Origin of the sequence: Maribellus maritimus, assembly GCF_022267315.1 — a bacterium.
Lineage (GTDB): Bacteria > Bacteroidota > Bacteroidia > Bacteroidales > Prolixibacteraceae > Draconibacterium > Draconibacterium maritimum.
Genome location: NZ_JAIKLE010000018.1, coordinates 1 through 26,162, shown reverse-complemented (window position 1 = coordinate 26,162; position 26,162 = coordinate 1). Strand labels below are relative to the sequence as shown.

Sequence of the window (26,162 nt, the reverse complement as noted above, 5' to 3'; positions counted from 1 at the left end):
AACGCCCTTTGAACTATTTATAAGTGGTAGATTAAGCCGGCATATCAGGCAAACTCCATGGTTTGCGGTAAGTATGCTTAATTAATTCAGCAGCAAATTCTTTTGCAGGAACCGGGTCGGTCCATGTTTTCTTGAATGTTGGGTGACCGTCGTGAATTTCAAAACCGTCTTTGATAACCGTTTTAATGGTTTCATCGTTAGTTAAGTTGGTGAATTGCATATTGTCACCATCCCAATCCAGTTCTTTGTACAATGATTGTAAACGAACTGCAAGAACACCCATTACCACCATTTCGTTAAATGGTCCTGCTTCGCTGAAATCAGATGCAGTAGGAACGCGGTTTTCGGCGCTTTCTTTACAAGCACGAACCCAATCCATTTCGTGGCTGGTTTCAACCCTGCGGCGGAATTTCGGAGCCTCCGGCACGCGACCTGAAAGCAACCATGGGTCTCTTCCGTAACAACCACAAATTAATTTGTCTTTTGTTCCGTGGAAGCAAACATAACCACCTGCATTATTTGGATCTTTTCCATCTGGCCAACCTTCCGGAAGCATTGGTTTGATTCCGCCATCCGACCAGTAAACATCAACTTCAGGTAAATCAGCATTTCTTTTCATTCCTTTCCATGCACGTTTTGGTTTTCTTGCCGGATAAGTAAGTTTTACTGATTGAGCTGTTGGCGCACAATCCTGCAGTAACAATGTAGAACTTCCCTGAGCATGTATCGGGTAACCTAACTCAAGACCAACAAATACAGGGTGAAGAATATGACAAGCCATATCGCCCAAAGCACCTGTTCCATAGTCCCACCAACCACGCCAGTTCCATGGATGATAAATTTCATTAAAAGGTTTCATTTTTGCCGGGCCTGTGAATAAATCCCAGTCTAAAGTATCAGGAACCCATTGTCCTTGTTCCGGAGTATTTAAACCCTGAGGCCAAATTGGGCGGTCAGTGAAAGCTTCCACTTTTGTTACTTCACCAATTTCACCATTTGCCAACCATTCAGTTGTAAGGTTTACGCCTTCGCCTGATGAACCCTGATTTCCCATCTGAGTGGCAACTTTGTATTTGTCAGCCAGTTTGGTTAGTAATCTTGATTCGTAAACAGTATGCGTCAATGGTTTTTGAACATAAACATGTTTTCCCATTGTTATGGCATGGGCTGCAATAATAGCGTGAGTATGGTCGGCTGTAGCAACAACTACACCATCAATACTTTTACCCATTTCATCGTACATTTTCCGCCAGTCTTTGTATTTTTTTGCACCAGAATAGTGCTCAAAAACCGGAGCGGCATATTTCCAGTCAACATCACAAAGAGCAACGATGTTTTCTTCCTGAAGATTTCTCAGGTTAGAATTACCCATTCCCCCGATACCGACAGCTGCTATATTTAGCTTATCGCTCGGAGCTTTGTGTCCCAACCCTGCAACTGCATGTCTTGGTACAACCGTAATACCTGCAGCAACGGCCGCAGTTGTTCCAAGAAAAGCCCTTCTTGAAACTGCTTTTTTATCAGAATTTTCCATAATAATTTGATGTTTTTAATTGGATAGACATTTGCCTGTTTATCAATGTTATTTTTCAAAAATCAGCTAAATATAATGATATTAAAGGTTAGTTCAAAGATCCGCTTCTTGTTATTTATACAACAGGAAAAGCATTTTTTTTAAATTAATGCGGGGATTTACATTAACCTGTTTTGAAATTTGTTCAAATTCAATGTTTTACTTTTCTGAAAATAGCTTTTTTCTATTCCGCTTAAAAAAAATCAATTTGATCGGGGATTGAGCATAATTTATATTTGCCACCTCAATTTTTAGTAAGTCTTAATAGTAATAACCTTAAAAATTTTTGAATATGTTAACAGTTGGTGACAAATTCCCCGAATTTGAAAAACAAGCAGTAGTTTCCTTGGAGCCGGGAAAAGAGTTTAAACAAATCAGTTCAGAAAACATTAGTAACGGGAGATGGACTGTATTTTTCTGGTGGCCGCTCGATTTTACTTTTGTTTGCCCTACCGAGATTTCAGCTTTTAATGAGCAGTTTGAAGAGTTTGAAAAACGAAATACGAATTTAATCGGGGCGTCGATCGATTCGGAATTTGTGCATCTTGCTTGGAGAAACAACCATCCGGGTTTGAAAAATTTAAAATTTCCGATGCTCGCCGATACTTCAAAATCGCTTTCTGAAGAATTAGGGATTTTAGAAAAAGAAAACAAAATTGCTTATCGTACAACCTACATTATCGATCCGGAAGGAGTTATACAACATGTTTCGGTGAACGGTTTAAATGTGGGAAGAAATGTTAAAGAAACGCTTCGTTTACTTGATGCATTCCAGTTGGGCGAACTTACGCCGTGCGACTGGGTGCCGGGTGAAGCAACACTGAACTAACAGAAAAGAAAAATAAAATCGGATCTTTTGTAACTGGGAGATCCAGTTGTGGTAAGTGGGAAGAAAAAGGGGCTTTTTAACCAGCCCCTTTTAAAATTTTAAAATTTATTGTAGCATGAATCTCACTGTGATACGTAATGTTTTTCCTTCAAATTCAGGAATGTCAATCAGAGGGTTTAATTGGATAACGCGCTGAACTTCTTTAACAAACGAAGCAGAATATTCAAATCCTTTTGCTGGTTCAACCTGTTTCTCGGGTGCGTAACCAATAGCGACAATCTCATCTAAATCGACTCTTTGTTTTGATGATTTAGTCGCTTGGACCTCTTTCCATGTTTTATTTTTTATTTTTACATTAACAACAACAGTTCCGTATTGTCCTTTTTCATGTGCCTCGACTGGATATCTTATTGAATTTGCAATAAATTTTCGTAGCTGCAAAGGAGTTGTAATTACTTCATTTTTTTTTGTTGTAATCGAAATTGCTCCACTTTGGGCTTTTTTACCGTATAATTCTGTCGCCGCTTCACCTTTCAAAACATTTACAGCTTTGATGCTTTCAGGAGTAATGTTTGACATTGGCTCACCGTATTCTTCTCCGTCAACAACTATATATGGTTTATTGTCATTATTTAAATCGGAATAGAATTTTGTTTTAGTGTTTACAATTACAACTCCGTTTTTTGCATTTTCAGCGTAAATTTCTTGTGAAGCTGTTTCTCCTTTTAAAATAGATATATTCGCAATATCGTCAACAGGAATATCATTGATATCTCCATCAAATTTTTTCCCATCAACAACAATTGTTTTGTCGGTTGAATCAAAGGCTTTATTGGATTTGGTTTCAATTAAAATTACCCCGTTTTTGACGTTGTTTTTATCTCCGTATAATGCCGCAGCTGTTTTACCTTTTAAAACGGATATACTTTTTATATCCTCCGGGTTTAAATAATCGATGTTGTCTTTTTTTTCTCCATCGACAATATAGGCTGGTTCTCCATCAAAATGACTGCCTTTAATTTTTATTCCGGCACTATTTTTCCTGTAACCGGTAACTTTTATTTCATCTTTTTTACCTTTTTGCTCTGAAAATAATTGTACGTCCATATCTGTATTTCCTTCAAAAGATACTTCTTTTGTCTGGTAGCCGACCATGGAAAAAATCAGCGTTTCGTTTTTGCTGTTTGTTTTCAGTTGGTAGTTCCCATTTGTGTCAGATAGCGTTCCAACAGTTTTGCCTTTTAAAAGAACGGCGGCACCTCTTATTGCATTTCCTTTTTCATCTGTTACTCTTCCACTTATGGTGAAATTGTAATTATTAAGAGGTTTTCCCTCCCATCCTACTTTTCTGTATTTCTGAATTTGTTCGAGTGTCGGCTTAAATTCAACAGGGACAGTGTGATATGTATTTACTTTTTTACCATTCTTTTTTCCTGGTTTCCAGTTCGGGAGATTGTTTATAACCCGCAGGGCTTCTTCATTTAAGCTAGGGGCAATACCCTTTGTAACTTTTGGATCCATAACTTCTCCGTTTTTGGTAACGATAAAAGTTATGTAGACCTTACCTTCGATGCCTTTTTGTATGGCAGTCTCAGGATATTTGATGCTGTGGGAAATGTATTTTCTTAAGGCATTTTCGCCGCCGGCAAATTGAGGTCTCTCGTCTACATTGTAAAAAACTTCTTCAGATCCTGCTTTTTCCCCCTTTTGTTGTGATGTATATTCCGGAATCAGGATATTCTGTAATTTTATGTCTTCATCAGGGAGCAGTTCTACATTTATTTCAGATTTGTCTGAAACCTGAATCTCTTTTTTCTGATAGTCTATCATCCAAAAAACAAGGGTAGCATTTTTTTCCTCGAGTTTCAGCTGATAAATTCCCTCCGGATTGGTAATTGTTCCTACCGCCGCGCCTTTTACAAGAACAGAAGCGCCGGGAATCGGATTGCCGTTTTTATCGCTTACTTTGCCGGATACCGAATATTTGGCTTTCGCGTACGAATTTGTATCTGCTTCCGAAACACTAAAATCAATAACTGTAGCATTTTGAGCTACATGGCCAAACTTTTCAATCGCTTCTTTCCCCGAGAAAACAGTTGCTGAATTAAAATCCTCTGGCTTGTCAATTTCAGATTTACTTATTAATTCTCCATTTACCGCATACAAGGTTTTTTTGATCGGCAATTTTTCTTCTTGTGTTGTTTCCGTCATTTTGTCAAATTCAGGATTGGAGCCCGGAGTATAATCAGAGGTGCGGATTACAAACTTAACATCGTCCGTATTTTTATCAATGTAAAATAAAGACAGTTGTACTTTATTTTCATCCAGCTTCAAGGCTTCGATAACCTCTTGCCCTGAAAATCCTTTTGAAAAATCCAAAAGATTCAATGGTTCGGAATCAGTTTGAATTTCTTCTCCGTCTATAATAACAGCGAGATCGTCAAGCGGAGTATTTTCTTTCACAGGAGTATTTAGTATTTCTGTTTTTACTTCGCGGGAAGAAAGACCCATAACCAAAACAGCCAGAAGAGGGAGTACAATCAATTGTTTCACAAGGCCAAATTTATTTTTGGTTTTCTTTTTCATCATAATGATTCTGTTTTTTAGTTGGGAGCCATTTAAGGCGGTGAGGAAAGGTGCTACGCCTTTTTTATCGGCGAGGGCAACCATGGCCATTTGATAATTTTGCGGATTAAAGTGCTGTGTGACCTGATCATCTGTTTTGTACTCCAGGTTGTTTTTTACTGCATCTTTTATTAACCAGGCAAAAGGATTAAACCACTGCAACATAAAAAGTATTTCGGTAAAAAGGATATCAAGGGTATGTTTTTCTTTTACGTGGATATTTTCGTGGCAAACAATCATCTCGAGGTTTTTGCTGCTGAGTGTTTTTTCCGAGAGTACAATTTTGCTAAAAAACGAAAAAGGATGAACATCTTTTTGGGTGATGTTTACAGGTGTTTCAAAAAGTTCTTTTTTCCGGCTTTTTCGAATAATCTGAATGGCTTTGAAATGACCCAGCAAAAGGTGAACTAGAAAGCCAAAAATTCCCAAAAAATAGATTCCCAAAAGATAGTGGTACCATTCCATGACAAAAGCAGATTCCGCAGCTGTTTCTGCAGTTGTATCTGCCAGATAAGCGATGCTGGCAGTGCTGAAGTTTGCAGGTTCAATGTATTTTACCGTTGTAAAAGTAACGAGTGGGATGATAAAACTCAACACCATTGTTACCGGCAAATAGATGCGGTTAAAAACAAAATGTTTCTGATTTTGAAACAACATCAGAAATGCCAGGTAAAATGCACCCGCTCCAACCGCTGCTTTTCCAATGTAGATGAGAAAATGCTCCATCAATTTTTGTCTTTTATCATTTTTATGAGTTCTTCCAGCTCCTCTGCCGACAAACCTTTTTCTTTTACAAAGAATGCCACAGCATTTTGGTACGAATTGTCAAAATAGTCGCTAACCACCTGCTTCATAAATGGCCGCCGGTATTCTTCCTTTGAAATAAGAGGAAAATACTGGTATGTGTTTCCGTATTGTTTGTAGCCAACAATTCCTTTTTCCTGCAGTAAACGTACAAGTGAGGAAATTGTATTGTAATGTGGTTTTGGATTTTTGTACTGCTCAATAATGTCTTTTACGAATGCTTTCTCCAGTTTCCAGAGAATTTTCATTACTTCCTCTTCTTTTCGCGTAAGTTTTTTCATTTTTCTGACTTTTGAAAATGTCATCCTGAATTTGTTTCAGGATTTTTTATAAAATTCCAAAATAAGTATGGAATGACTTAATATAACATCACAAAAATATAACTGATTTTCCAGTTTCGCAACTGATTTTTCAGTTTAATTGTTTTTAGAATAAATATTTTTGCTAGGATTGGCCTTTTTGAGCGTTGACTGAAAAGCTAAGAAAATTTGACTTAACGTTCTTTGTTTTTATAATTTTGGTTTCCTCAATTGTATTTTTTTGATCACATACAATAAATCCGGGCATAAAAAAAGCTACCATAGACTGATAGCTTTACACAATTGGGCTGCATCGGTTTAATATTCTCCTCCTCCCATATCCATTCCTCCATCTCCGCCGCCACCGTTTCGTCGTTCCTCTTTAAAATTATTTATTTTGTAACTCATTGTGAGCATAACTACACGTGGTTCTCTTTTCCATTCAAACCAACTTTTAAAATTTTCTCCGTAAGATTCACGTTCAAATTTTGCAGTTCCAAGCGGGTCGCGAACACTAAGTGTTGCGGAAAGTTTATTATCCCAGAATTCATGTCGGTAAGAAACATTGGTGAAAATCATCCCTTTTGATTCACCTTGAGCAGAAACCGAGGGGCCCCGGAAAAATCCCTGAAGTTGCATTCTCGAATTTTCACTAAATTTTAAAGTCGTATTCATTCTTCCATCCCAGTTGGTACTTTCCCTGTCAATCGATTCGCCGTTGATATCACCGGTAATACGGTAATTAAACATTGAAAGGCTTGCATTAACCAGCAACCATTTGGTAAAGTTCACGTTGCCTGTGAGCTCCAATCCAGTAGAATAATCTTTGTCAAAATTATCGGAGTAAAGGTAATAAACTCCGTTTTCCTGTAACTCCTCATAACGTTCTATTTTATTGTTGGTTACCCTTCGGAATGCATCAAGTGAAATATAAGATCGGCCAAATCTTTTCATGTAACCTACCTCGTAGGAATCGGTATATTCCGGTTTTAGTTGAGGATTACCAAACCGAATGGTATATCTGTTAAAATAATTAGGTGCCGGATCTAAGTCCCATCCCCGGGGGCGGTCAATTCTGCGGCTGTAACTTGCCATAAATTCGTTGGTTTCCAAAAGTTGGTAAGAAAGGTGGAGTGTCGGGAAGAGGTCGAACCGGTTTAATGATGCTGACTCTGTAGCATTTGTATTTAAAATTTCTCTTTGTGTAAGCTCTCCACGTAATCCTAACATATATTGAATCGCGCCAAGTTTATTGCTAAAGGTGGAATAAGCGGCATGAATTCCTCTTTTAAAGTCGGTTGTGCTCGAATACGTGGAATTCTCTGCCCATGTATCAGTTGCCTGATTGTAATCTAAAAATTGGATTCCTTCAATTTCTTTGTCAATCCTGCTTTGCAATCCTGCTTCAAATCTGCCGTCTTCGCTAAAAGGATATGTGTAATCAAGTTTAAAACGAAACTCTTTTTCATCTTCCGTTTCTACGGTTCTTACTCTGTCAAGATATTCATCAGTTCTTACAAAATTCTCATCTGCCAGTATTTCACTTTCTTCTTCTGAATCTGTTCCCTCTTCATTGGAGTAATAAGCCATTGCTTCAATTCGGTGGCCATTGTTGTTAAATTTATGTTGGAAATTTAAACGTCCGCTGTAAAAGTCGTTTTCCCGGTCTGATATTTCTTCTGTCACTGCAAAATAGTCATCAACACTAGCGGGAATAGAGTAGGAACGTGTTTTTCCCCCTTCGTTTCGCGTGCTTCCGGATTTTCCTAATTCGCCGGAAACAGAAAGTGTGGTTTGCTGCGAAAGAAAAAGCTCGATTCCTGACTTAAAGTTATGTCCCTGCCTGATGAAGTTCCTGTCACCACCAATATCAAGATAGGTCGTTGTATCGTTGGAATACGATTCACGAAAAGAGTTCATTCCACCACCGTTGGTTTCGTCTCTCCAGTCGGCGCCAACAAAAAAGTTGAATTTATTTGTGCGATAATTTAACGTAAAATCTCCTCGGTATTTATCTCCGCTTCCAACTGAGGCATTCACAATTCCGTTGATACCATTCATCGAATTCTTTTTCATCACCAGGTTGATTATTCCCGCGGTTCCATCAGGTTCGTATTTTGCCGATGGATTGGTTATAATTTCAATATTTTCGATGGCTGATGAAGGAATTTGCCTCAGTGCATCGCTGCCGCTTAAAACGCTTGGACGGCCGTCAATCAACACCGTAAAATTGGAAGAACCTCTTAATGACACGTTTCCTTCGATATCAACTTGTACTGAAGGAGTGTTTTCCAAAACATTAACTGCTGTTCCGCCAATAGCATTAATCATTTGGCTTACATTTACTATCTTTTTATCCAGTTTAAACTCAACCGGAGCTTTGTCTGCGACCACTTCTACACTGTTTAACTCCACTGCTGACGGGGCTAACCCAATATTCCCGGAATTAAAAAGCGGAGTATTTTCGTTCAGAACTACTTCATCAATATTTGTTTTTTCAAAACCTATAAAATTGGCTTCAATGTAGTACTCTCCATAGTTTATGCCTTTGATCTCAAATTGTCCTTTTTCATTTGTTATACCCCCGTTAACAAGCGATGAATCCTTTGTATTATAAACAGCAACATTGGCGTATTCCATCGGCTGCCCTGTTGTTTCATCAACAATTGCCCCTTTTATTACTCCTGGTTTATCATCATCGTCAGTATTGTTATTTCCCGTATTTCCAAGGGAATTTAAAGTGAAAAATATAAGTACTACTCCAAATAATTTCCTCATTTTTTAGTTTTTTGAATTTTTCTGCTTTTCCTAAATGTTTATTTATAGTATTAAGACAAAATACTCTTTTGTGAGTTTAATTGTGAAATTGTTAATAAAATGTTAAAGGGGGAATTTGACACTTAATTTGCATGCTGTAGCAAAGGGGTGTTGATTGTGAGACAATAGTGATTTTCAAATAGAAAGGAAGTACAAATGATTCATTTTGAATAAGAGTTTTGGTCGTTTTGTCTCTTTATTTTACTGATTTTTAGTTGGATAGAATAATGAAAGAACACTCTTGCCAGAGGTTAAATAACAAAACTTAAAATCTTTGGAAGAAAGAATCATCCGCCTTTTAATTATACAGACTTTAGTGTACCATAGTGGCTTAATAATAAAATAAAAAAAGTTAACCAGTTCAAGATATTTTGACGATTTGATTTTATTTTAAGTTCCAAAGCTTAAATTTGTTATAGTCAAATGATATAAGATAATCTAATTTGAAAATAAATTTAATACGGTATTAAAATGAATAGTCAACAAGAAGATTTCCAGACACCTCCTGCCAACTATTTGGTTTGGGCTATTTTGACAACAGTTTTATGTTGCCTGCCCTTGGGTATTGTATCTATAATTTATGCTGCCCAGGTTAACTCTAAATGGATGGCAGGTGATTATGCCGGAGCTCAAAATTCGAGTAGGAAAGCGAAGACCTGGGCATGGGTTTCGTTTGGTGCGGCAATTCTGGGAGCTGTTATTTGGTTTGTTTTAGCCATACTTGGTGTTGTTGTTGGCGGATTTTTAGGACTTTTCGATTTTTAGGATGAGGATATTTTTACGAACAGGGCTGCTGATTCTGTTTATAGGATTAGCAGTCCTGTTTTTTGTTTTAGATCCGACTGAGAATGCGCTTTTCCCCCGATGTGTTTTTCATTCGTTGACCGGATATTATTGCCCGGGCTGCGGGTCGCAAAGAGCCATACACAGCATGCTTCATTTGGATTTTGCCGGTGTTGTCCGAAATAATGTGCTTTTTTTACCGGCGGTTTTGCTGGTTGTTTATCATTATTCCCATCCCATACTTAATAAAAGTTTGAATTGGAAATTACCCAACATTCTTTACCTCAAACAAACTCCCTGGATTATTTTGATTGTTATTGTGCTGTTCTGGGTTTTACGCAATATTCCCTATATTCCATTCTCAGCTTTGGTCCCCAATTGAAGCGAAGTTCTGATGCTACCTATTATCTTTTTCTTTCATTCCAAATTTCGGATCGTATTTCAAATAGTTAACAATTATAAATCCGGGAAGTGTGCATATTATCACCCAAATGAAAAAGTATTTATAGCCGATCAATTCTTCAATCCAGCCGCTAATCATTCCGGGAAGCATCATTCCCAAAGCCATAAAACCGGTACAAAGGGCGTAGTGCGCAGTTTTATGTTTTCCATCTGAAATGTATATCAGATATAACATAAAAGCTGTAAATCCAAAACCATAGCCAAATTGTTCAATAACGACAGAACCGGTTACTATCCATAAATTCTGAGGTTGAATAAAAGCAAGAAAAACATAAACAAGGTTGGGTAGGTTCATCGCAAAAACCATGGGCAGCATCCATTTTTTTAAACCTTGCCGGGAAACTACAATCCCGCCAAGAATTCCGCCAAGTGTTAACGCGATCATTCCTGCTGTTCCGTATATAAAACCAATGTTACTGGTGCTTAGACCAAGTCCGCCAACATCAGGATTGTCAAGTAAAAAGGGAGATGCAAGCTTTACCAATTGTGCTTCTCCCAGGCGGAAGATTAAAATAAAAATAATGGATAATACAATTCCTTCTTTTTTAAAAAAGGAGATAAAAGTTTCGCCAAAACCGGAAAAAACTTGTTGAAGCGATTTTGCCTGACGTTTAGAATCGCTGGCAGGATAGGGAAGAATAAACAGGTGCCAAACAAAAAAGAGCATAAACAAAGCTGCAATTACAAAAAATGTAAGGCTCCACGCCCGTTGGATATCACTGGTAATTTTTTCCATTTGCCCGGCTAATATTACAAACAAACCCTGACCTGCCAGCATTGCAATCCGGTAAAAAGTGTTTCTTATTCCGATAAAAAAAGCCTGGTCGTGTTTGGTAAGACCGAGCATATAAAAACCGTCGGCGGCAATATCGTGAGTGGCAGAACTAAACGCAAGTAACCAGAAAAATGCGAGTGTATACTGAAAAAAGTTTCCGGCCGGAATTGTAAAAGCAACACCGGCCAGTGCGCCGCCAATAATAAGTTGCATTGCCACAATCCAGTAGCGTTTGGTTTTCAAAATATCTACAATTGGGCTCCAAAGTGGTTTGATAACCCACGGTAAATAGAGCCAACTTGTATAAAGTGCAATATCGGTATTGGAAATTTCCAACCGTTTATACATTATTACCGACACCGTCATTACCAGTACATAAGGCGACCCTTCTGCAAAATAAAGTGTTGGTATCCACGCCCATGGATTTCGAGTTGTTTGTTTAGCCATCCTGATATAGTTTTTTTATTTTGGCACTCCTAAAGTAATGATTTAATATTTTTTTGTACGAGTAGCCTTGTTCACCCATTACTGCAGCTCCAATCTGGCAAAGGCCAACTCCGTGTCCCCAACCTGCTCCGCTTAACACAATTTTCTGCGGAATTCCCTCTTCAACATCCAAATGATCTACTACAAATGCAGCGCTGTAAAGATGCGATTCCGATAACCATTTTCTGATTTCCAGTTCTTTGCCAACGGTGAGCGTATTTTTTGTTCCGCGTATTTTTAGTTTGATTAATCTGCCTGAAACACCACGTTTAACGGGCTCCAGTTTTATTATTTTGCCAAAATCGATTCCCGAACGCTTTTTTATTAATTCTGAAATTTCTTTTTGAGTGTATTCCACTTTCCAACGGTAAAAATCGGTAGTGGCCTGGTCAAAATCGGGCAAAACCTGCGACAAAACTTTTTTATCAATGGTATTACAGAATGCCGGCGGATTGTTAAGAATCCACTTTACGGCATTGCTTTCATCTTCCAGATTAAGATTGAAATTGCGGGGGCTTTCTTTGTTGTCAACCACTTTTATTAAATACGGGTGCGGCACCGGTTCCCAAACATTTTCAAAACTTTCGGCCACACCGCCGCAACATTTTGAAAAGCGCGCATCGCAAATTTTATTGTCGTAAACGAGTACTTCGCCGCTGGTGGCTTTCACGGCTTTTAAAGCTTTTTCGGAGTGAATTTTTGTGATTCCCTGGTAACGCTGACAGTGGTCGTCGGCACACACATCAAAATTGTGGTGATCTTCTCGATCATACCAACGAACGATTTCAACCTCTGTTTCATGCGATGTTTGATACAAGCCGCCGCCAGCCTGCAGCGACTTCGTTTTTTCAATTTGCGCCAGCAGCCAGCTTCGCGAAATTACAGCGTGCGCTTTTAGCAAATCGGGTGAACTGGTGGCGCTCATTTCCGACGAAATCACACTTTTCAGGTACTCTTCCAAATCGATGATGTTTATCGCCCGCACTTTTTCGTGTTCCGGAATTAATTTTAAGCTTCCTTTAAATTGCTGGTTTTCTTTTTGTTCCCAGTGAAAATTTACGCCAATGATTACATTATTTAATTCAAAAAACGAATCGTTGTTTGTAGGCTGAAATATAAATTCGTTTGTTATTTCTGTTTCTTTTGAATTTTGGGAAAGTACAACTTGGCCATTTTTTACACCAGCTTTAAATGTTCCGCTGAATTCAGAATTTTTGTTTGAGAATTGCCCTGAAAGTGCAAATTGTAGTTCTTCACAGGCAATTATTCCAACTTCAATTTTAGGTTGATTTTTCATCGTAAAGGATTTTTGCACGCTATTTCAGTCTGCTTATTTTTTTTATGACCGGACTAAATTTTTCTTTCGAAATGCTCACTTCCGAGTAGATTTCTTCTATTTCTTTTTTCGTAATTTTTTTAAAATCTTCCTCGCGGGGTAAAACCAAAATTCCTCCCATCTCAACCGATGCCGGTCCTACAACAATTTTTTGCTCATCGTCTCTGAAAAAGTGGGATGGCCGTTGTTTTTCTCTCGGAAAAATAATAACTCTCCACTGATTTTTAGTATAATTACAAAGCACATTCATCATTGGTTCTTCTCCGTTTTTTATGTCGAGTAAATCGAAAATCTGTTTAAATTTTTCTTCAAGCAACTCTTTTTTTGAGGCGACGATGGCGATAAACCGCCGAAGATAATTTTCGATGGCAACTATTTTGATATCGTTGGTTTGAAGGAGAATTTGCGAATGATTTTTTTCAAGTTCATCAAATTCTTTTTCCACGCGCATAACATTTGTGCTTCCTGACTGAAAATGAAAATGGTCGGGAGCAGAAGCGCCGCATTTCGGGCCGTTATAAAAAACGGTGAAGTCGGGCAAGTTTTTACTCAATTGCAACATATCGGACAAATGAGACAGAATTTGTTGCGGAATATGTTCCCGGTTTGAAATTGTTAAATGTTTGGGAAAAATCGGATAGGGATTTGTTAAAATCAGGTATTTATTTTGAAAAAGAATTCCCTTTTGTTTTTGTTGCAGATTTTTCAAACAAAGAAAACATGTGCGCCCGGCAATACTTTTTGCATCGGTTTCTGCAGCCGAAGAGCGAATTCGTTCCGTATTAAACTGAGCAGTGATTTTAAAGTGTCCAAAATCAAAATCTTTGGTTTGAATAGTTGCCAAAGCGCCAAAGTTTTTTGCAGCCACTTCCCAGGTTAATCTTTGCTGTTCTATAAGTGACTTTGCCTGTTCGTTGATACTTTGAACAGAGCCAAATTTCGAGAGTTCTTCTTGTGGAATAATTCTATTTTCCAACACAATTTTATTTCGGTGAATATATTTTTACTGCCTACTATTACTGCGATTGCCTAACTGTCTTAACCTCGTTTTCAGTTCAATTGTTCTAATTCGATCTTTGTATAAATTGTGCATATTTAGTTTGTTGATATCCAATGATGAGTCGGTGTTGTCTTCCCAGCGTCGGCACAAATAAAGCGGTTCATAAATCCGCCCGATTTTATATTCGCGTGAAATGGCAAGCCCGACGGCGTAATCTTCTCCGTAGCTCACATTCGGAACTTTTATTTTTCGCAGCACCGGCGTGTAAAATGCCCGCGGTGCGCCGAGTCCGTTAATTCGAAGTGCGTTGTTTGGCCCGTTTTCGGGTGTCCATTCTTTATGATCGATAATTCCGGGAGGAATTTCTTCCAACGCAAAATTTGTCATTTGGTACGAACCAATTACCATGGCACATTTGTCCTCGTAAAACTGATCGACAATTTTTTGAAGTGTATTTTCAGAATTGTATAAATCGTCGCTATCAAGTTGAATGGCAAACTGTCCGCAGTTTTTATTAAAAATCGCTTCGTTCCAGCACCCGCCGATTCCCAAATCCTTACGTTCAGGAACAAGGTGAAATAGTTCTCCGGCTTTGGCAAACCCGGCAAGAATTTCTGTGGTTCCGTCAGTGGAGTAGTTATCCACAACGATGAGGTTAAATTTGAAATTTGTTTTTTGCTGCAATACTGAATTAACAGCATCTTTTATTGTTTTTATGCGGTTTCTTACCGGAATTACGACAGAGGCTTCTACCGGGAAATTTTCTTCCGAGAAATCAATTTTTTTAAACGGAGGCTGAAGAAAAGCACCTGTCTTTATTAAATGGCTGGTGCAGGCTTTTTCCATTTCAATTTGTTTTTCACGGGCAAGGTTGCTCACATAGTCAAACTGTTTTTCGCCCGATTTACGGGTGTCGGTTTCAACCATGGTGAAAAGAAATTCAGGAATTCGAATCAATTCACCGAAACGCGATGCGTGCAACCGAAACGCGTAATATCCGGCCATAGAAAATTCGTCTTCCGCAAAACTTTTTAATACATTGGAACGATAAAACTGCACCGGGCCAAAATTGAAGTCATCGCGCAAGCTTCCTTCCTGGTAATCAATAACAGGGTGGTTTATCCGCTCACCATTTATTATTTCCGTATAATCGGAATAAACCATTGCGGCTTCCGTATTTTTAGCAATATTTATAAGTCGTTCCAAAGAAAATTGCCCGATTTCAAGCGGAGTGTTTTGCAAGGCAATAAAAGCAAATTCAGCTTTACTTTTTTGTGCCATTTGTTTTATAAACGAGGTTGACAAAGGCGTGCTGCTTACCAAAGTTTCAGCATCCTGAATCTGAACAGCCTCCGGCGCAACTATAAAAATTTGTTTCACTTCTTTAATTGCACGAAATTCTGAAACCAGTTTTTGCGTTTCTGTTGTTCCGCAAAACGCAAGAAATATGTCTGTTTTTTGATTCATTCGAAAGTTCAAAATTGAATTTTAACAAAGGTAGAAAATGGCAATTAAAACTACATTTTGTGTTTTTTTTACAAGTGATGAGTTGTAATCAACTTAATTAACGCCAGGTTCTGCAAAAGATTTTTAGTAACAGTTTATTTCTTTTATTAACGGTGTTCCGGAGGCACGAGTAATTTCGAACTTAATCCCGGTTGTAATCAGGTTTGGTATTTTTTCAATTCGTTTGTGTCCGATACAACTCCCCTCACTTATTTGTTTCCAATTCTCTTCTTGTTTCACAAAAAGTTTATAGTCTCTGATTCGTTCTCCCTTCGATATGTCTTCTTCTATTACCACATAGTTTAATTTTTGCGGCGATGGAAAATTTACAGTAAAAATGTTTCCTTTTCCCCCGGTACTCCCCAGTGACTCCGCAAACTGGCTCTTTAATTCGTTTCCAAATTCTGCCAGCCTTGTAACGTCAGCATCCGGAACGAGCCCTCTGTCATCAACTACTATACCAAGTAACATGTTGGTATTTCTTCCTACCGATTGAATATAGCGGTCCATTAAATCATTTACACTCCTTAACGTAGAGTCTTCCCCTTTGTGCCAGAACCAGCCTCCCTGAAACGCATTTTCCCGCAACGGAAAATCTGCTTCTCCCGGACACCAAAACGCGCCATCGGGGTTGCCATTTAGTCCTTTTATTTGAATCAATCCGGTAGCTGATGTGGTGGAGTCGGCCCTTGCCCAGCAGGGATAGGGAGCCACGCCATTTTCATTCCCGACCCAGCGTATATTGTTGGCAAAACCATAGGGCCCCTGAAAGGCAATGGCATTGGGCTGGTATTTTTCCAGCAATGAAAGCATCTCAATCCCTCCTTTGTCCGGAGGTAAAACACCGCCATCAAACCATATTTCAAATAAATCTCCGTATTGCGTCCAAAGTTCGGTGAGTTGTGCTTTTACAATTTGGTTATACTTTTTTTGCTCATCTGAATCGCCGGACAAAACCAGGCCCGGATTGTCGACATGACAATAAGCATTTGCAGAAGCGCTGGCGTAAATCCCCGGCTTCACCCCATATTCTTTGCAGGAGGCGATAAAATCTTTTACAACGTCGCCTTCTCCGTTCTTCCAGGGTGAATTTTTTACACTATATTCGTGAGCTTTTGTTGGCCAAAGACTAAAACCACTGCAATATTTGGCTACCAGCACTGCATAGGTTGCTCCGGCAGATTTAGCCGCTTTTATCCATTGATCCGTATTGAGTTGTTTTGGATTAAATACCGACGGATCGGGTTGATAATCTCTGGTTTCACGCCATTTATATTCCGGCTCAAATACCTGAACGTCGAGGTGAAATAACGCACCTATTTCAGCATCTGACCATTCGAGGTGGGATTTTGCAGGAAGAATTTGTTTTTGAGAGCTGTTGCAGGAAATAAGAATCACTGCTACAGTTAAAAAAAATATTTGTTTTGAATACATAAAGCAAGCTTTCTTTTTTAGAATAAAACCAGATTTATTTTGTCAATTAATTCATGTCTGATTTTTTGGAAATTATCAATTTCAAATGGCTACAATTTAAATAAAATATTATATAGCTTTGACATTTTTATTTTAAAGAATGAGCTGCAAACCTAAAGATGAAGGATAAAACCGATGCGAAAATATTATCCGGAATCAGAAGAGGGGATTCAAAATCTTTTGATTTACTGTTTGATAATTACTATGACAGGCTCTGTAATTACGTAACTTCAATAATTCAAAACAATGAAGCAGCTGAAGATATTATACAGGATTTGTTTGCAAATATGTGGGTGAATCGCAAAAGATTGTCTGTCCAGGTGTCTTTAAAATCGTATCTGTTTCGTTCTTCTTATAATGCAAGTGTCGATTATTTAAAGCATTTAAAAGTTGAAAATCGATATCAAGCCGGTATTTCAGAACAATTTCCTCCTTCATTTAACGACAGTTTAGAGTTTTTGGAATTACTTGAATCAATGGAAGAGAGTATTGAGCAGTTGCCGGAACAATGCAAAGTGATATTTAAGCTTAGTCGGTTTGAGCAGTTAAAATACCGCGAAATTGCCCAAAAACTTTCTGTTTCAGAAAATACTGTTGATACTCAGATTCGCCGGGCGTTAAAAAAATTACGGGAAGATTTTAAAGAATATCTGGCACTTCTTCTGATATTTCTGCGAATATTTTTTTAAAAAAAGGATCTTCCTTGTCACGGAAGAATTTTTTTCAGTCGTCATATAAATAGCTTAGAAAATTATGAACAAAAACGATTTCAATAATAAAGACTTTTTTGCCAAAGTTTTAAGCGGGAATGCTACGGAACAAGAGCAGAAAAAGTTTGAAAAATGGCTTTCTTTGTCGGAAGGTAACCGAAGCGAATTTGAGTTGTATCAAAAGTTATGGAAATCGTTACCCTTTTTTAAACGGAGAGACCTGACCTCAGCAAAGTTAAAAACACATCTTAAAATAATTGAGAAACAAAAACGCGAAAGGAGTTTCTTCTACTATTGGCAGAAAGCTGCAGCAGTGTTGCTAATTCCCGTATTGATTGCTGCCGGCTATTTTTATTTCGACAAAGATAAACCTACTAAATCTAATGTAGCCACATTAGAAACAATTCAAACGCCATACGGAGCAAGAACTTCTTTCGCGCTTCCTGATGGTTCTGTTGTTTGGTTAAATGCGGGGAGCAAAATTATTTATCCTCATGAATTCTCAGATATCCGGGAAGTGGAACTATCCGGAGAAATGTATCTGGAGGTTAAAAAAAGTAATGCTCCGTTTGTTGTTAGAACGAAATATGGAAACGTAGAGGTTTTAGGTACAAAATTTAATGTTTGTGCATACAATGATGAACCTTTTCAAACGACACTTATCGAGGGTAAAGTTGCTCTTAAATCAAAAGAATCAGGTAAACAGTTTGTCCTGTATCCAGGTCTTCAGGCTGTATTGGAGAATGGGATTTTTAATGCCGACAGTGTAGATGTTGCCTCTTATATTTCCTGGAAAGACGGAAAAATGGAATTTAGACGTGAACCATTTGAACTTGTTGCGAAAAGACTTGAAAGATGGTTTAATGTATCGATAGAACTAAAAGGAGAACAAATTAAAAACCTTTGGTATACCGGGACCATCGAAATGGAATCGTTTAGCGAGGTGCTGGAATTAATTAAAAATACTACACCTATCGAATATTCATTTAATTCGAAAACGCGAGTTTTAACTATTGAAAGTAAAATTTTAAAAGAAGAAATGCCTATGTAACAATGAATAAAAAAAGAGATGGAAAGGGCAAGTTCCCATCTCTTAAAAATTATTTGATTTTAACCAATAGAAGTAAAAACCAAAACATTTAAAATTATGAAAAAAAATGAATGTAAACATGGTTTCGAACCTTGTTTATATAGAATATTGTTAAAAATGAAACTAACAGTACTAACTATTCTACTAACAGTATTAGGAACCTGGGCAAAAGATTCCTACTCTCAATCTGCCAGAATCTCTCTTGATCTTGAAAACACTTCGATAGAAGAGGTATTAAATAAAATAGAAGAGGAAAGTGAATTCAGGTTTTTTTACAACGCCACAATAAACGTAGACAAAAAGGTATCTGCAAAGTTTGAAAACAGATCAATTACAGTTATTCTGGATGAAATCTTAAACGAAGCAGGGATCGACTATAAAGTTATAGGCAGGCAGATTACTCTTTTTCCCAGCGAACCCAAAACGCAAAGTACCTTTCAACAAGCGTCTTTGTCGGGAAAAGTCACTGATTCAGAAGGAGTCCCATTGCCTGGTGTAACCGTTATTTTTAAGGGGACCACCAATGGAACTGTTACCAACCCCGACGGACAATACACACTCAGCAACATTCCGGAGAATGCCATTCTTCTGTTTTCTTTTGTTGGGATGAAAACACAGGAAATTCCTGTTGGGAATCAGACCAATATTAATGTTGTGATGCAGGAAGATGCTATCGGAATTGGCGAAGTTGTTGCCATTGGATACGGAACACAGAAAAAAGCCGATTTAACGGGTGCCGTTGCAAATATGAAAGCTGAAGATCTCAATATTGAAAGTAACACAAATATCGTTCGGGCTCTTCAAGGTAAAATTGCAGGGGTGGAAATTGTTTCTACAGGTGGTGACCCCGGGAATAGTTCAAGTGTTATGATTCGTGGTGTTGGTACCTTTAATAACAACACGCCTTTGTATATTGTCGATGGCATGTACATGGATAACATTAATTTTTTGAATCCTAACGATATCGAATCAATCGATGTGCTCAAAGATGCATCATCTGCAGCTATTTACGGTTCAAGAGCTGCCAACGGAGTTATTATTGTAACCACAAAAAGCGGTTCGGATACTTCCGGGACTCCTACTTTTACAGCATCGGCAAACCTTGGATTTCAGGATGCAACAAAAAAAATAGATGTACTGAATGCTGATGAGTGGATTAATATTAGTACGATTTCAAGAGAGGCAGCTGGTTATTCAGCTCTTGATATGGCATTAACTCCGCAGGCTGATGTCGATTGGCAGGACGAACTGATGAGAACCGGATTGATGCAGAATTATAATCTGTCGGCACAGGGAGGAAGCAAAAACTTTAAGTACTATGTTGGCGGAGGTTATACAAATCAGGAAGGGATTATTATTAATACGGATTATGAACGTATGAATATTCAGGTTAAAACCGAGTTTAAAAAAGGGATTGTAACCATCGGTGAAAACCTTTTGGTATCGTACGAGCAAACAAGCCCCGTTGCGCGTTCAGTAACCAGGGCAGGAGGTATTGTAGGAGCAATGTTAAACTCAATTCCAACATACAGTATTTATAACGAAGATAATGACGGTGGGTATAACGGACCCTGGGGCGATGCAATTACCTGGGCTAATCCTTTAGGAATTATAAATTTGCAAAGGGCTGAGAGAGAAAATTCAAAGACATATGTAAATACATATATGATGGTTGACCTCCCGTTTAACTTTCAATATAAATTAAATGTGAATGCCGATTTAAGGGGAAATTATAATTACAGTTTTACCCCTCATTATGAAATGGGTTTAGTTTCAAGTGCTTACAATCAGATGACAGAAAGCCGTGGGCAAACCAAAAATACCCTGGTTGAAAATTTGTTGACTTTTGATAAAACGTTTGGAGACCATAAATTAACTGTTTTAGGAGGTTATACTTTTCAGCAAAGTAAATACCGTTTAATAAGTGCGGGAGGTTCATACATGGCTGACGGAATTACCGTGGTTGACGCTGCCACTGAAACAAACGGAGGAAGCAATGAAACAGTTACAGCCCTAACTTCGATTTTGGGACGTGTTTTTTATTCTTATAAAAATAAATACTTGCTTAGCGCAACAATCCGTAGAGATGGTTCTTCAAAATTTTTGAAAAATAAACGATACGGGAACTTCCCTTCATTTTCTTTAGGATGGAATATTAGCGAAGAAAATTTCCTGAAAGATTTCAAGCCGTTATATCAGCTGAAATTGAGAGCTGGTTATGGGGTTCTTGGAAACCAGGAGGTTGGTAACTATTTGTATTCTTCCGATGTAACCTCCAATATTAATTACCTGATTGATGGAACAACAATGTGGAATGGATCTTTTCCAAAGATTTTTGCTTCACCTTCTATCAAATGGGAGAATACCGAAATGACAAATATCGGATTAGATGTGGCCTTTTTTAATAATCAGTTAACAGGAACGGTTGAATACTACGTTAAAAACACTACTGATATTTTGTTAAATGTTCCTATCCCAATTTCAACGGGTGCAGGTAACGATCCATTAAAAAACGCAGGACAAATCAGAAACAAAGGTCTCGAGATTATGGCAGGCTGGAACGATTTTGTTTCTGAGGATCTGAGTTACTCACTCAACTTTGTTGCAAGTACTGTAAATAACGAGGTTGTGAAAATGGGGACAGGTGACCAGGTAATCTGGAGCGGAACACCCAACCAATCGGGTGCCAATACTACAAAATCACTACAAGGATATCCAATTGGCGGATTTTGGTTAATTGAAAGCGATGGTTTGTTTCAGTCGCAGGCAGAAGTGGATGCGCACAGTAAAGATGGTGTTTTGATTCAACCCAATGCCAAACCCGGAGATATTCGTTTTAAAGATGCCAACGGCGATGGTAAAATTAATGACGACGATCGTGTTTACAAAGGTTCCCCATTCCCTGAATTTACCTTAGGTTTTAACGGTTCGGTTAACTGGAAAAACTTTGATTTATCTCTGGGATTACAATCGAGTTTTGGTGCGAAAATATACAATTCGATGCGTCCCGATCTTGAAGATGTAAGTAAAGGGACGAACTATTCAAGTGCAACACTGAATGCGTGGAGTGAAGACAATACAAATACTTCTTTCCCAAGGTTGATTTGGGGGGATCCAAATCAAAATGCACGAACCGATTCTGACCGTTTTCTTGAAAGTGGCGATTATCTGCGTATTACAAACCTGCAGTTCGGATACAATATTCCTCAATCGATAGTGCCGTATTTCGAAACAGCAAGAATATATGTTAATGCTGACAATTTGTACACATTTACAAATTACTCAGGTTTTACACCCGATGTGAATAGTTCAAGTGCTTTGGAACGCGGTGTTGACCGATACAGTTATCCGTTGCCACGCACATTAACAATAGGGGTAAATGTTTCATTTTAAAATCTAAAAATCATGAAAATAAAAATAATATTGCCATTTCTAGTTTTATTTATTTTTTCGGGATGCGAATCTTATCTCGATCAGGTAAATCCAAACAAAATTACTACGGAGACTTTTTTTCAGACTGAAAGTGATTTCACACAGGCTTTGGCAGCAACCTATACTCCGTTAAGAAATCCGAACGGAGGATATTATAATGTGAGATCAATAGAAATAAGAAACTACAGGGGCGATGATGTGGTTGTGAGAAACGACACAGAAGACCAGTACCAGACTTATCTTTTTATCAACTCACCCAATAATGATTTTGTTGCAAGACTGTTTGAAGAGTGCTATTCTGCAATTTATCGTGCAAATCTGTTGTTGGAAGAGATAGAAAGCAGTGAATTATCAGCTGATTTTATAAATGAGGTAACTGGCGAAGCTTTGTTTCTGAGAGGAATCAATTATTTCATTCTGGCGAAAGAGTTTAAAGATGTTCCTTTACGCCTCACTGCATCTCAGGCAAACGAAGATTTTCCATTGGCTAAATCTTCACAGGCAGAGGTTTTTGCACAAGTTGAAAGTGATTTGACAAAGGCTTCTGAATTGCTTCCTGTAGAAGCGTTAAATCAGGGAAGAGCTACCAAAGGTGCTGCGCTGGCATATTTAGGTAAACTCTATATTTATATGGAAAATTGGGACAAGGCAATTTCTACCCTCGAACCCCTAACAAAATCGCCTTACAATTATTCTCTGGTAGACGATTATGCAAAGAACTTTGATTTGGAAACCGAATACAACAGTGAAAGTATTTTTGAGGTTACCTATGAAAAAGTTGGTGCAGCTACAGGCAGATGGGGGGAAGAAAACTCGAATACGATGATGACAAATCCGATCAACCGCATTTTTGCCTGTGGCGACCTGGGTGGCTGGGACATATGCAACTGCTCGCCAAAAATGCTTGATGTTTTTACTTCAGAATTGGATAAAGACGGGGATTATGATATTCGGGCTAGAGCTGGTCTGGCCTGGGATTATCCGGGGTGTATTTACTACTTGCAACCTTTTACTGAAGGGGTTAGTTCAAGCAATCAATCAAAGATTTATGTACGTAAATATACCTATGCAAATTATTTCGAGAAGGAAATTGTGCCGGAATCGGAATTGAATGTACGGGCTTATAGGTATGCCAATGTTTTGCTGTTTTTGGCAGAAGCTGAATTAAATACCAACGATAAAGCAAAAGCCATTGAATATTTAAACCAAATCCGCGAAAGGGCAAATCTTAGTCCGCTTGAAAATTCAGCCACAACAGATGAAGTAATGGCCGATATTATAAAACAGCGGGCAATTGAATTTTTCTGCGAAGGAGAACGTTTTTACGATTTGCGCAGATGGGGATTGTTAGAAACTGAAATTAGTAACTCATCTGAAGAGAGAGCCGCTAATTTTCAATCAAAATATTCATATTTCCCTATACCAAGTAAAGAAATTCAAACCAATCCGCTTTGCACTCAGGCAGAAGGATGGTAAAATAGGTAGTTTTCAGGAAGTGGTTGTTTTAGGCAACCACTTCATCTTTTTAATAGAAATGCAGGTTCGCACTTAACAGAATCTCTTGCTCGCTGGAGTAGAAAGTCTTAGTTATTCGGAAACAGAAGTTTCCTGACTATAGAATAAATTTTTATAAGATATGAAAAAGGGTATGTTTTTCTTTCTGGTGGTACTGTTGTCAGTGGGTAGTAGTTGCCGGGGACAGAAACAATCACAATCAGGGAAAACGCAAAAACCAAATATAATTTGGTTAATGGCTGAAGATATTAGCCTTGATTTGGAATGCTACGGAATGAAGGGTGTGAAGACTCCTGCGTTGAATAAAATGGCGCAGGAAGGAGTAATGTTTACCAATGCGTTTTGCACCAATTCAATATGTTCTCCCAGTCGTTCAGCGATGATGACAGGTGTTCACCAGTTAAAAATTAATGCCCAGCACCATCGTAGCAACAGGGATGTGATACTTCCTGAACCATACAAGCCTTTTACCTATTGGCTTCGTGAAGCCGGCTACACCTGTATTCTTGGGCATCATGGAGTGATGAAAAAAGGGAGAAAAATCGATGTGAATTTTAAATTTGAACAAATAGGCCCGTGGGACGGAAAAAACAGATTTGGGATTTTTGATAAACTGGACACCTTTAAGGTTTCCGACCAACCATTTTTTGCACAAATACAGTTGGTGGCAACCCATCGTGGAGAATGGTGGAACAAAGTACGCGAAGAATCTGCGCATCCGGTTAATCCTGATTCCGTTGAATTACCTCCGTATTTTGCTGATGATCCGGTTATCCGGCTTGACTGGGCTAAATATCTGGATCAGATGGAATACATCGACAATGAAGTGGCTATGATTTTTGCGGAGTTGGAAGAGAAAGGAATGGCTGAGAATACGATTGTAATATTTATTGGCGATAACGGAAGATGTAATGTCTTTGGAAAAGGATATCTCCATGATCCGGGGATACACATTCCGCTTATTGTGAAATGGCCAAAAGGACTGAGTGAAGGACAAGTGAGAACTGATGTTGTAAGTACCACTGACATTACCGCCACCATTCTTGATGTTGCAGGGGCAGAAATGCCTGAATACCTTACCGGGAAATCCTTTCTAAAAAATGATTTTAAACGCGATGAGGTGTATGCAGCACGCGACCTCTGGGATGAAATCATGGAGAAATCGAGATGTGTTACCAACGGCAAATGGGAATACATTAGAAACGATAAGCCCGAGATTCCCTATGATGCGCATCAGGCCTACCTGGAGTTTTATCGTCCGGCAGTGCATGTAATGCGTGCGCTTAATGCAGAAAATAAATTAAATAAGGCACAGGCGCTTTTCTTTCAGAAAAGTAAACCACAGGAAGAGCTGTATAATTTGGAAAATGATCCCTTTGAATTAATAAATCTGGCAGAAGATCCATCTTATAAATCCATATTGGATTCGATGCGGATAAAAACACAAAAGTACGATCACCAAATGGAGCCTGTCAATAGCGTATTTCATCCTGTTCATCCGGAATCTGTTGATGTTCTCAATTGGGTAAAAAAGGAAAAACCGCTGCTCTATGAGGAAATGCGGAATGGCGTGGAAATAGGTTTTAGCACGCTGGAGAGGGAATATTCCCGGGAGAAATCAAAATAGTGGCAGGGGCTACATAAAAGAAAAATGAATACAGATTATTTAGCTGTTTAAAATAAGAAGGAAATCATGAAAGTAGTGTTGCTTTTTTTAGTGGTATTGTTATTTGCAGGGAGTAGCTGCCAGAGACAGAGTCAAACTCAAGAATTGCAAAAGCCAAATATCGTCTACATTCTGGCCGATGATTTGGGCTACGGCGATTTGGGTTGTTACGGTCAAAGCCGTTTTCAAACGCCCAATCTTGATAAAATGGCACGCGAAGGAATGTTGTTTACCCAGCATTATGCAGGCACAACTGTCTGTGCCCCTTCACGTTCATCGCTGATGACAGGTCAAACTACCGGACATACTCCAATTCGTGGAAATAAAGAATGGCAGCCCGAAGGACAATGGCCCATGCCCGATTCAACCTTTACAATGGCGGAAATGCTTAAAGAGGCGGGATATGTTACCGGCGGGTTTGGTAAATGGGGACTGGGGTATCCTGGTTCAGAAGGTGACGCCAACATGCAGGGCTTTGATGAATTTTACGGTTACAACTGCCAACGAATGGCGCACAATTATTACCCTTCGCACCTGTGGAACAACCAGAAAAAGATAATTATGCAGGAAAATACCGGGGCAAACCTATCCGAGTATGCTGCAGATTCTATTCATCAACATGCATTACAGTTTATCGAAAAAAATAAAGACAAGCCATTTTTTCTTTATTATCCTTCAACCATTCCTCATGCCGAGTTATTGCTTCCTGAAAAATATATGAAAGAATATGAAGGCAAGCTACTTCCTGAGAAAAGTTTTAAAGGAGCCGAACCGGGCGATCCCGGATTTAGAAGTGGTTCTTACGGAACACAACCACAGGGACATGCCGCTTTTGCTGCGATGGTTAGTCTGCTCGATAAACAGGTTGGGGAAGTATTGGAAAAGTTAAAAGAACTGGGATTGGAAAATAATACCATCGTGATGTTTAGTTCCGACAACGGGCCACACCAGGAAGGTGGAGCTGACCCGGATTATTTTGAC

Annotated in this window: 18 protein-coding genes; 9 read left to right on the top strand and 9 right to left on the bottom strand. The window is 38.6% G+C overall.

Going from position 1 to position 26,162, the window contains the following annotated elements; all coding sequences use genetic code 11:
• Window positions 1–31: 31 nt before the first annotated feature.
• A complete protein-coding gene (locus K5G00_RS16250; RefSeq protein ID WP_238767238.1) occupies window positions 32–1,534 on the bottom strand; it encodes a Gfo/Idh/MocA family protein in 1,503 nt (500 codons plus the stop codon).
• A 331-nt stretch (window positions 1,535–1,865) separates the two neighbouring features.
• Between K5G00_RS16250 and K5G00_RS16245 the strand changes: the two genes are divergently transcribed.
• A complete protein-coding gene (locus K5G00_RS16245) occupies window positions 1,866–2,402 on the top strand; it encodes a peroxiredoxin (protein WP_238767237.1) in 537 nt (178 codons plus the stop codon).
• Between the two features lie 105 nt (window positions 2,403–2,507).
• Here K5G00_RS16245 and K5G00_RS16240 read toward each other — a convergent pair whose 3' ends face one another.
• From K5G00_RS16240 to K5G00_RS16230, 3 genes are all read right to left on the bottom strand, one after another.
• Complete coding sequence (locus tag K5G00_RS16240; RefSeq protein ID WP_238767236.1) at window positions 2,508–5,753, bottom strand: TonB family protein; 3,246 nt, start codon at window positions 5,751–5,753, stop codon at window positions 2,508–2,510.
• Window positions 5,753–6,112 (bottom strand): BlaI/MecI/CopY family transcriptional regulator, encoded by a 360-nt coding sequence (locus tag K5G00_RS16235; RefSeq protein ID WP_238767235.1) that lies wholly within the window; start codon window positions 6,110–6,112, stop codon window positions 5,753–5,755. The genes K5G00_RS16240 and K5G00_RS16235 overlap by 1 nt, the downstream gene beginning before the upstream one ends.
• A 336-nt stretch (window positions 6,113–6,448) precedes the next feature.
• Window positions 6,449–8,908, bottom strand: a complete 2,460-nt coding sequence (locus tag K5G00_RS16230; RefSeq protein WP_238767234.1) for an outer membrane beta-barrel family protein — start codon at window positions 8,906–8,908, stop codon at window positions 6,449–6,451.
• Window positions 8,909–9,418: 510 nt separating this feature from the next.
• Between K5G00_RS16230 and K5G00_RS16225 the strand changes: the two genes are divergently transcribed.
• Together K5G00_RS16225 and K5G00_RS16220 are read left to right on the top strand one after the other, a co-directional pair.
• Window positions 9,419–9,712 carry a CD225/dispanin family protein gene (locus K5G00_RS16225; RefSeq protein ID WP_238767233.1) on the top strand — a complete coding sequence of 98 codons (294 nt, stop codon included), beginning with the start codon at window positions 9,419–9,421 and terminating at the stop codon, window positions 9,710–9,712.
• Window position 9,713: 1 nt separating this feature from the next.
• Window positions 9,714–10,112, top strand: coding sequence for a DUF2752 domain-containing protein (locus K5G00_RS16220; protein ID WP_238767232.1), 399 nt, complete (start codon window positions 9,714–9,716; stop codon window positions 10,110–10,112).
• Window positions 10,113–10,127: 15 nt separating this feature from the next.
• On the opposite strand, the gene K5G00_RS16215 is transcribed toward K5G00_RS16220, so the two are convergent.
• From K5G00_RS16215 to K5G00_RS16195, 5 genes are all read right to left on the bottom strand, one after another.
• The gene (locus K5G00_RS16215) at window positions 10,128–11,414 is read right to left on the bottom strand and encodes an AmpG family muropeptide MFS transporter (RefSeq protein WP_238767231.1); all 1,287 of its coding nucleotides are present in this window, start codon (window positions 11,412–11,414) and stop codon (window positions 10,128–10,130) included.
• Window positions 11,407–12,750: a SpoIID/LytB domain-containing protein gene (locus K5G00_RS16210; protein ID WP_238767230.1), complete on the bottom strand. Its 1,344-nt coding sequence runs from the start codon at window positions 12,748–12,750 to the stop codon at window positions 11,407–11,409. The genes K5G00_RS16215 and K5G00_RS16210 overlap by 8 nt, the downstream gene beginning before the upstream one ends.
• 19 nt (window positions 12,751–12,769) lie before the next feature.
• Window positions 12,770–13,765: a DUF4922 domain-containing protein gene (locus K5G00_RS16205; RefSeq protein WP_238767229.1), complete on the bottom strand. Its 996-nt coding sequence runs from the start codon at window positions 13,763–13,765 to the stop codon at window positions 12,770–12,772.
• Between the two features lie 27 nt (window positions 13,766–13,792).
• On the bottom strand, window positions 13,793–15,256 hold the full coding sequence (locus tag K5G00_RS16200) for a glycosyltransferase family 2 protein (protein WP_238767228.1): 1,464 nt from the start codon (window positions 15,254–15,256) through the stop codon (window positions 13,793–13,795).
• A gap of 123 nt (window positions 15,257–15,379) precedes the next feature.
• Window positions 15,380–16,729, bottom strand: a complete 1,350-nt coding sequence (locus K5G00_RS16195; protein ID WP_238767227.1) for an alpha-L-fucosidase — start codon at window positions 16,727–16,729, stop codon at window positions 15,380–15,382.
• 158 nt (window positions 16,730–16,887) lie between these two features.
• Here K5G00_RS16195 and K5G00_RS16190 point away from each other — a divergent pair, with 158 nt between their 5' ends.
• The 6 genes from K5G00_RS16190 to K5G00_RS16165 form a co-directional block, all read left to right on the top strand.
• Complete coding sequence (locus K5G00_RS16190) at window positions 16,888–17,457, top strand: RNA polymerase sigma-70 factor (RefSeq protein WP_238767226.1); 570 nt, start codon at window positions 16,888–16,890, stop codon at window positions 17,455–17,457.
• 64 nt (window positions 17,458–17,521) lie between these two features.
• Window positions 17,522–18,529, top strand: coding sequence for a FecR family protein (locus K5G00_RS16185; RefSeq protein ID WP_238767225.1), 1,008 nt, complete (start codon window positions 17,522–17,524; stop codon window positions 18,527–18,529).
• Window positions 18,530–18,685: 156 nt separating this feature from the next.
• Complete coding sequence (locus K5G00_RS16180; protein ID WP_238767224.1) at window positions 18,686–21,961, top strand: SusC/RagA family TonB-linked outer membrane protein; 3,276 nt, start codon at window positions 18,686–18,688, stop codon at window positions 21,959–21,961.
• A gap of 12 nt (window positions 21,962–21,973) precedes the next feature.
• Entirely contained in the window at window positions 21,974–23,476 is a 1,503-nt protein-coding gene (locus tag K5G00_RS16175) for a RagB/SusD family nutrient uptake outer membrane protein (RefSeq protein WP_238767223.1), read from the top strand.
• 160 nt (window positions 23,477–23,636) lie between these two features.
• Window positions 23,637–25,142 carry a sulfatase family protein gene (locus K5G00_RS16170; RefSeq protein ID WP_238767222.1) on the top strand — a complete coding sequence of 502 codons (1,506 nt, stop codon included), beginning with the start codon at window positions 23,637–23,639 and terminating at the stop codon, window positions 25,140–25,142.
• A gap of 66 nt (window positions 25,143–25,208) precedes the next feature.
• The coding region (locus K5G00_RS16165; protein ID WP_238767221.1) for a sulfatase-like hydrolase/transferase at window positions 25,209–26,162 on the top strand (954 nt) is incomplete at its 3' end.

Coding starts and splice junctions, on each gene's coding strand:
- K5G00_RS16250 (WP_238767238.1), bottom strand. CDS start 1,534: ATGGAAAATTCTGATAAAAAAGCAGTTTCAAGAAGGGCTTTTCTTGGA.
- K5G00_RS16245 (WP_238767237.1), top strand. CDS start 1,866: ATGTTAACAGTTGGTGACAAATTCCCCGAATTTGAAAAACAAGCAGTA.
- K5G00_RS16240 (WP_238767236.1), bottom strand. CDS start 5,753: ATGGAGCATTTTCTCATCTACATTGGAAAAGCAGCGGTTGGAGCGGGT.
- K5G00_RS16235 (WP_238767235.1), bottom strand. CDS start 6,112: ATGAAAAAACTTACGCGAAAAGAAGAGGAAGTAATGAAAATTCTCTGG.
- K5G00_RS16230 (WP_238767234.1), bottom strand. CDS start 8,908: ATGAGGAAATTATTTGGAGTAGTACTTATATTTTTCACTTTAAATTCC.
- K5G00_RS16225 (WP_238767233.1), top strand. CDS start 9,419: ATGAATAGTCAACAAGAAGATTTCCAGACACCTCCTGCCAACTATTTG.
- K5G00_RS16220 (WP_238767232.1), top strand. CDS start 9,714: ATGAGGATATTTTTACGAACAGGGCTGCTGATTCTGTTTATAGGATTA.
- K5G00_RS16215 (WP_238767231.1), bottom strand. CDS start 11,414: ATGGCTAAACAAACAACTCGAAATCCATGGGCGTGGATACCAACACTT.
- K5G00_RS16210 (WP_238767230.1), bottom strand. CDS start 12,750: ATGAAAAATCAACCTAAAATTGAAGTTGGAATAATTGCCTGTGAAGAA.
- K5G00_RS16200 (WP_238767228.1), bottom strand. CDS start 15,256: ATGAATCAAAAAACAGACATATTTCTTGCGTTTTGCGGAACAACAGAA.
- K5G00_RS16195 (WP_238767227.1), bottom strand. CDS start 16,729: ATGTATTCAAAACAAATATTTTTTTTAACTGTAGCAGTGATTCTTATT.
- K5G00_RS16190 (WP_238767226.1), top strand. CDS start 16,888: ATGAAGGATAAAACCGATGCGAAAATATTATCCGGAATCAGAAGAGGG.
- K5G00_RS16185 (WP_238767225.1), top strand. CDS start 17,522: ATGAACAAAAACGATTTCAATAATAAAGACTTTTTTGCCAAAGTTTTA.
- K5G00_RS16180 (WP_238767224.1), top strand. CDS start 18,686: ATGAAACTAACAGTACTAACTATTCTACTAACAGTATTAGGAACCTGG.
- K5G00_RS16175 (WP_238767223.1), top strand. CDS start 21,974: ATGAAAATAAAAATAATATTGCCATTTCTAGTTTTATTTATTTTTTCG.
- K5G00_RS16170 (WP_238767222.1), top strand. CDS start 23,637: ATGAAAAAGGGTATGTTTTTCTTTCTGGTGGTACTGTTGTCAGTGGGT.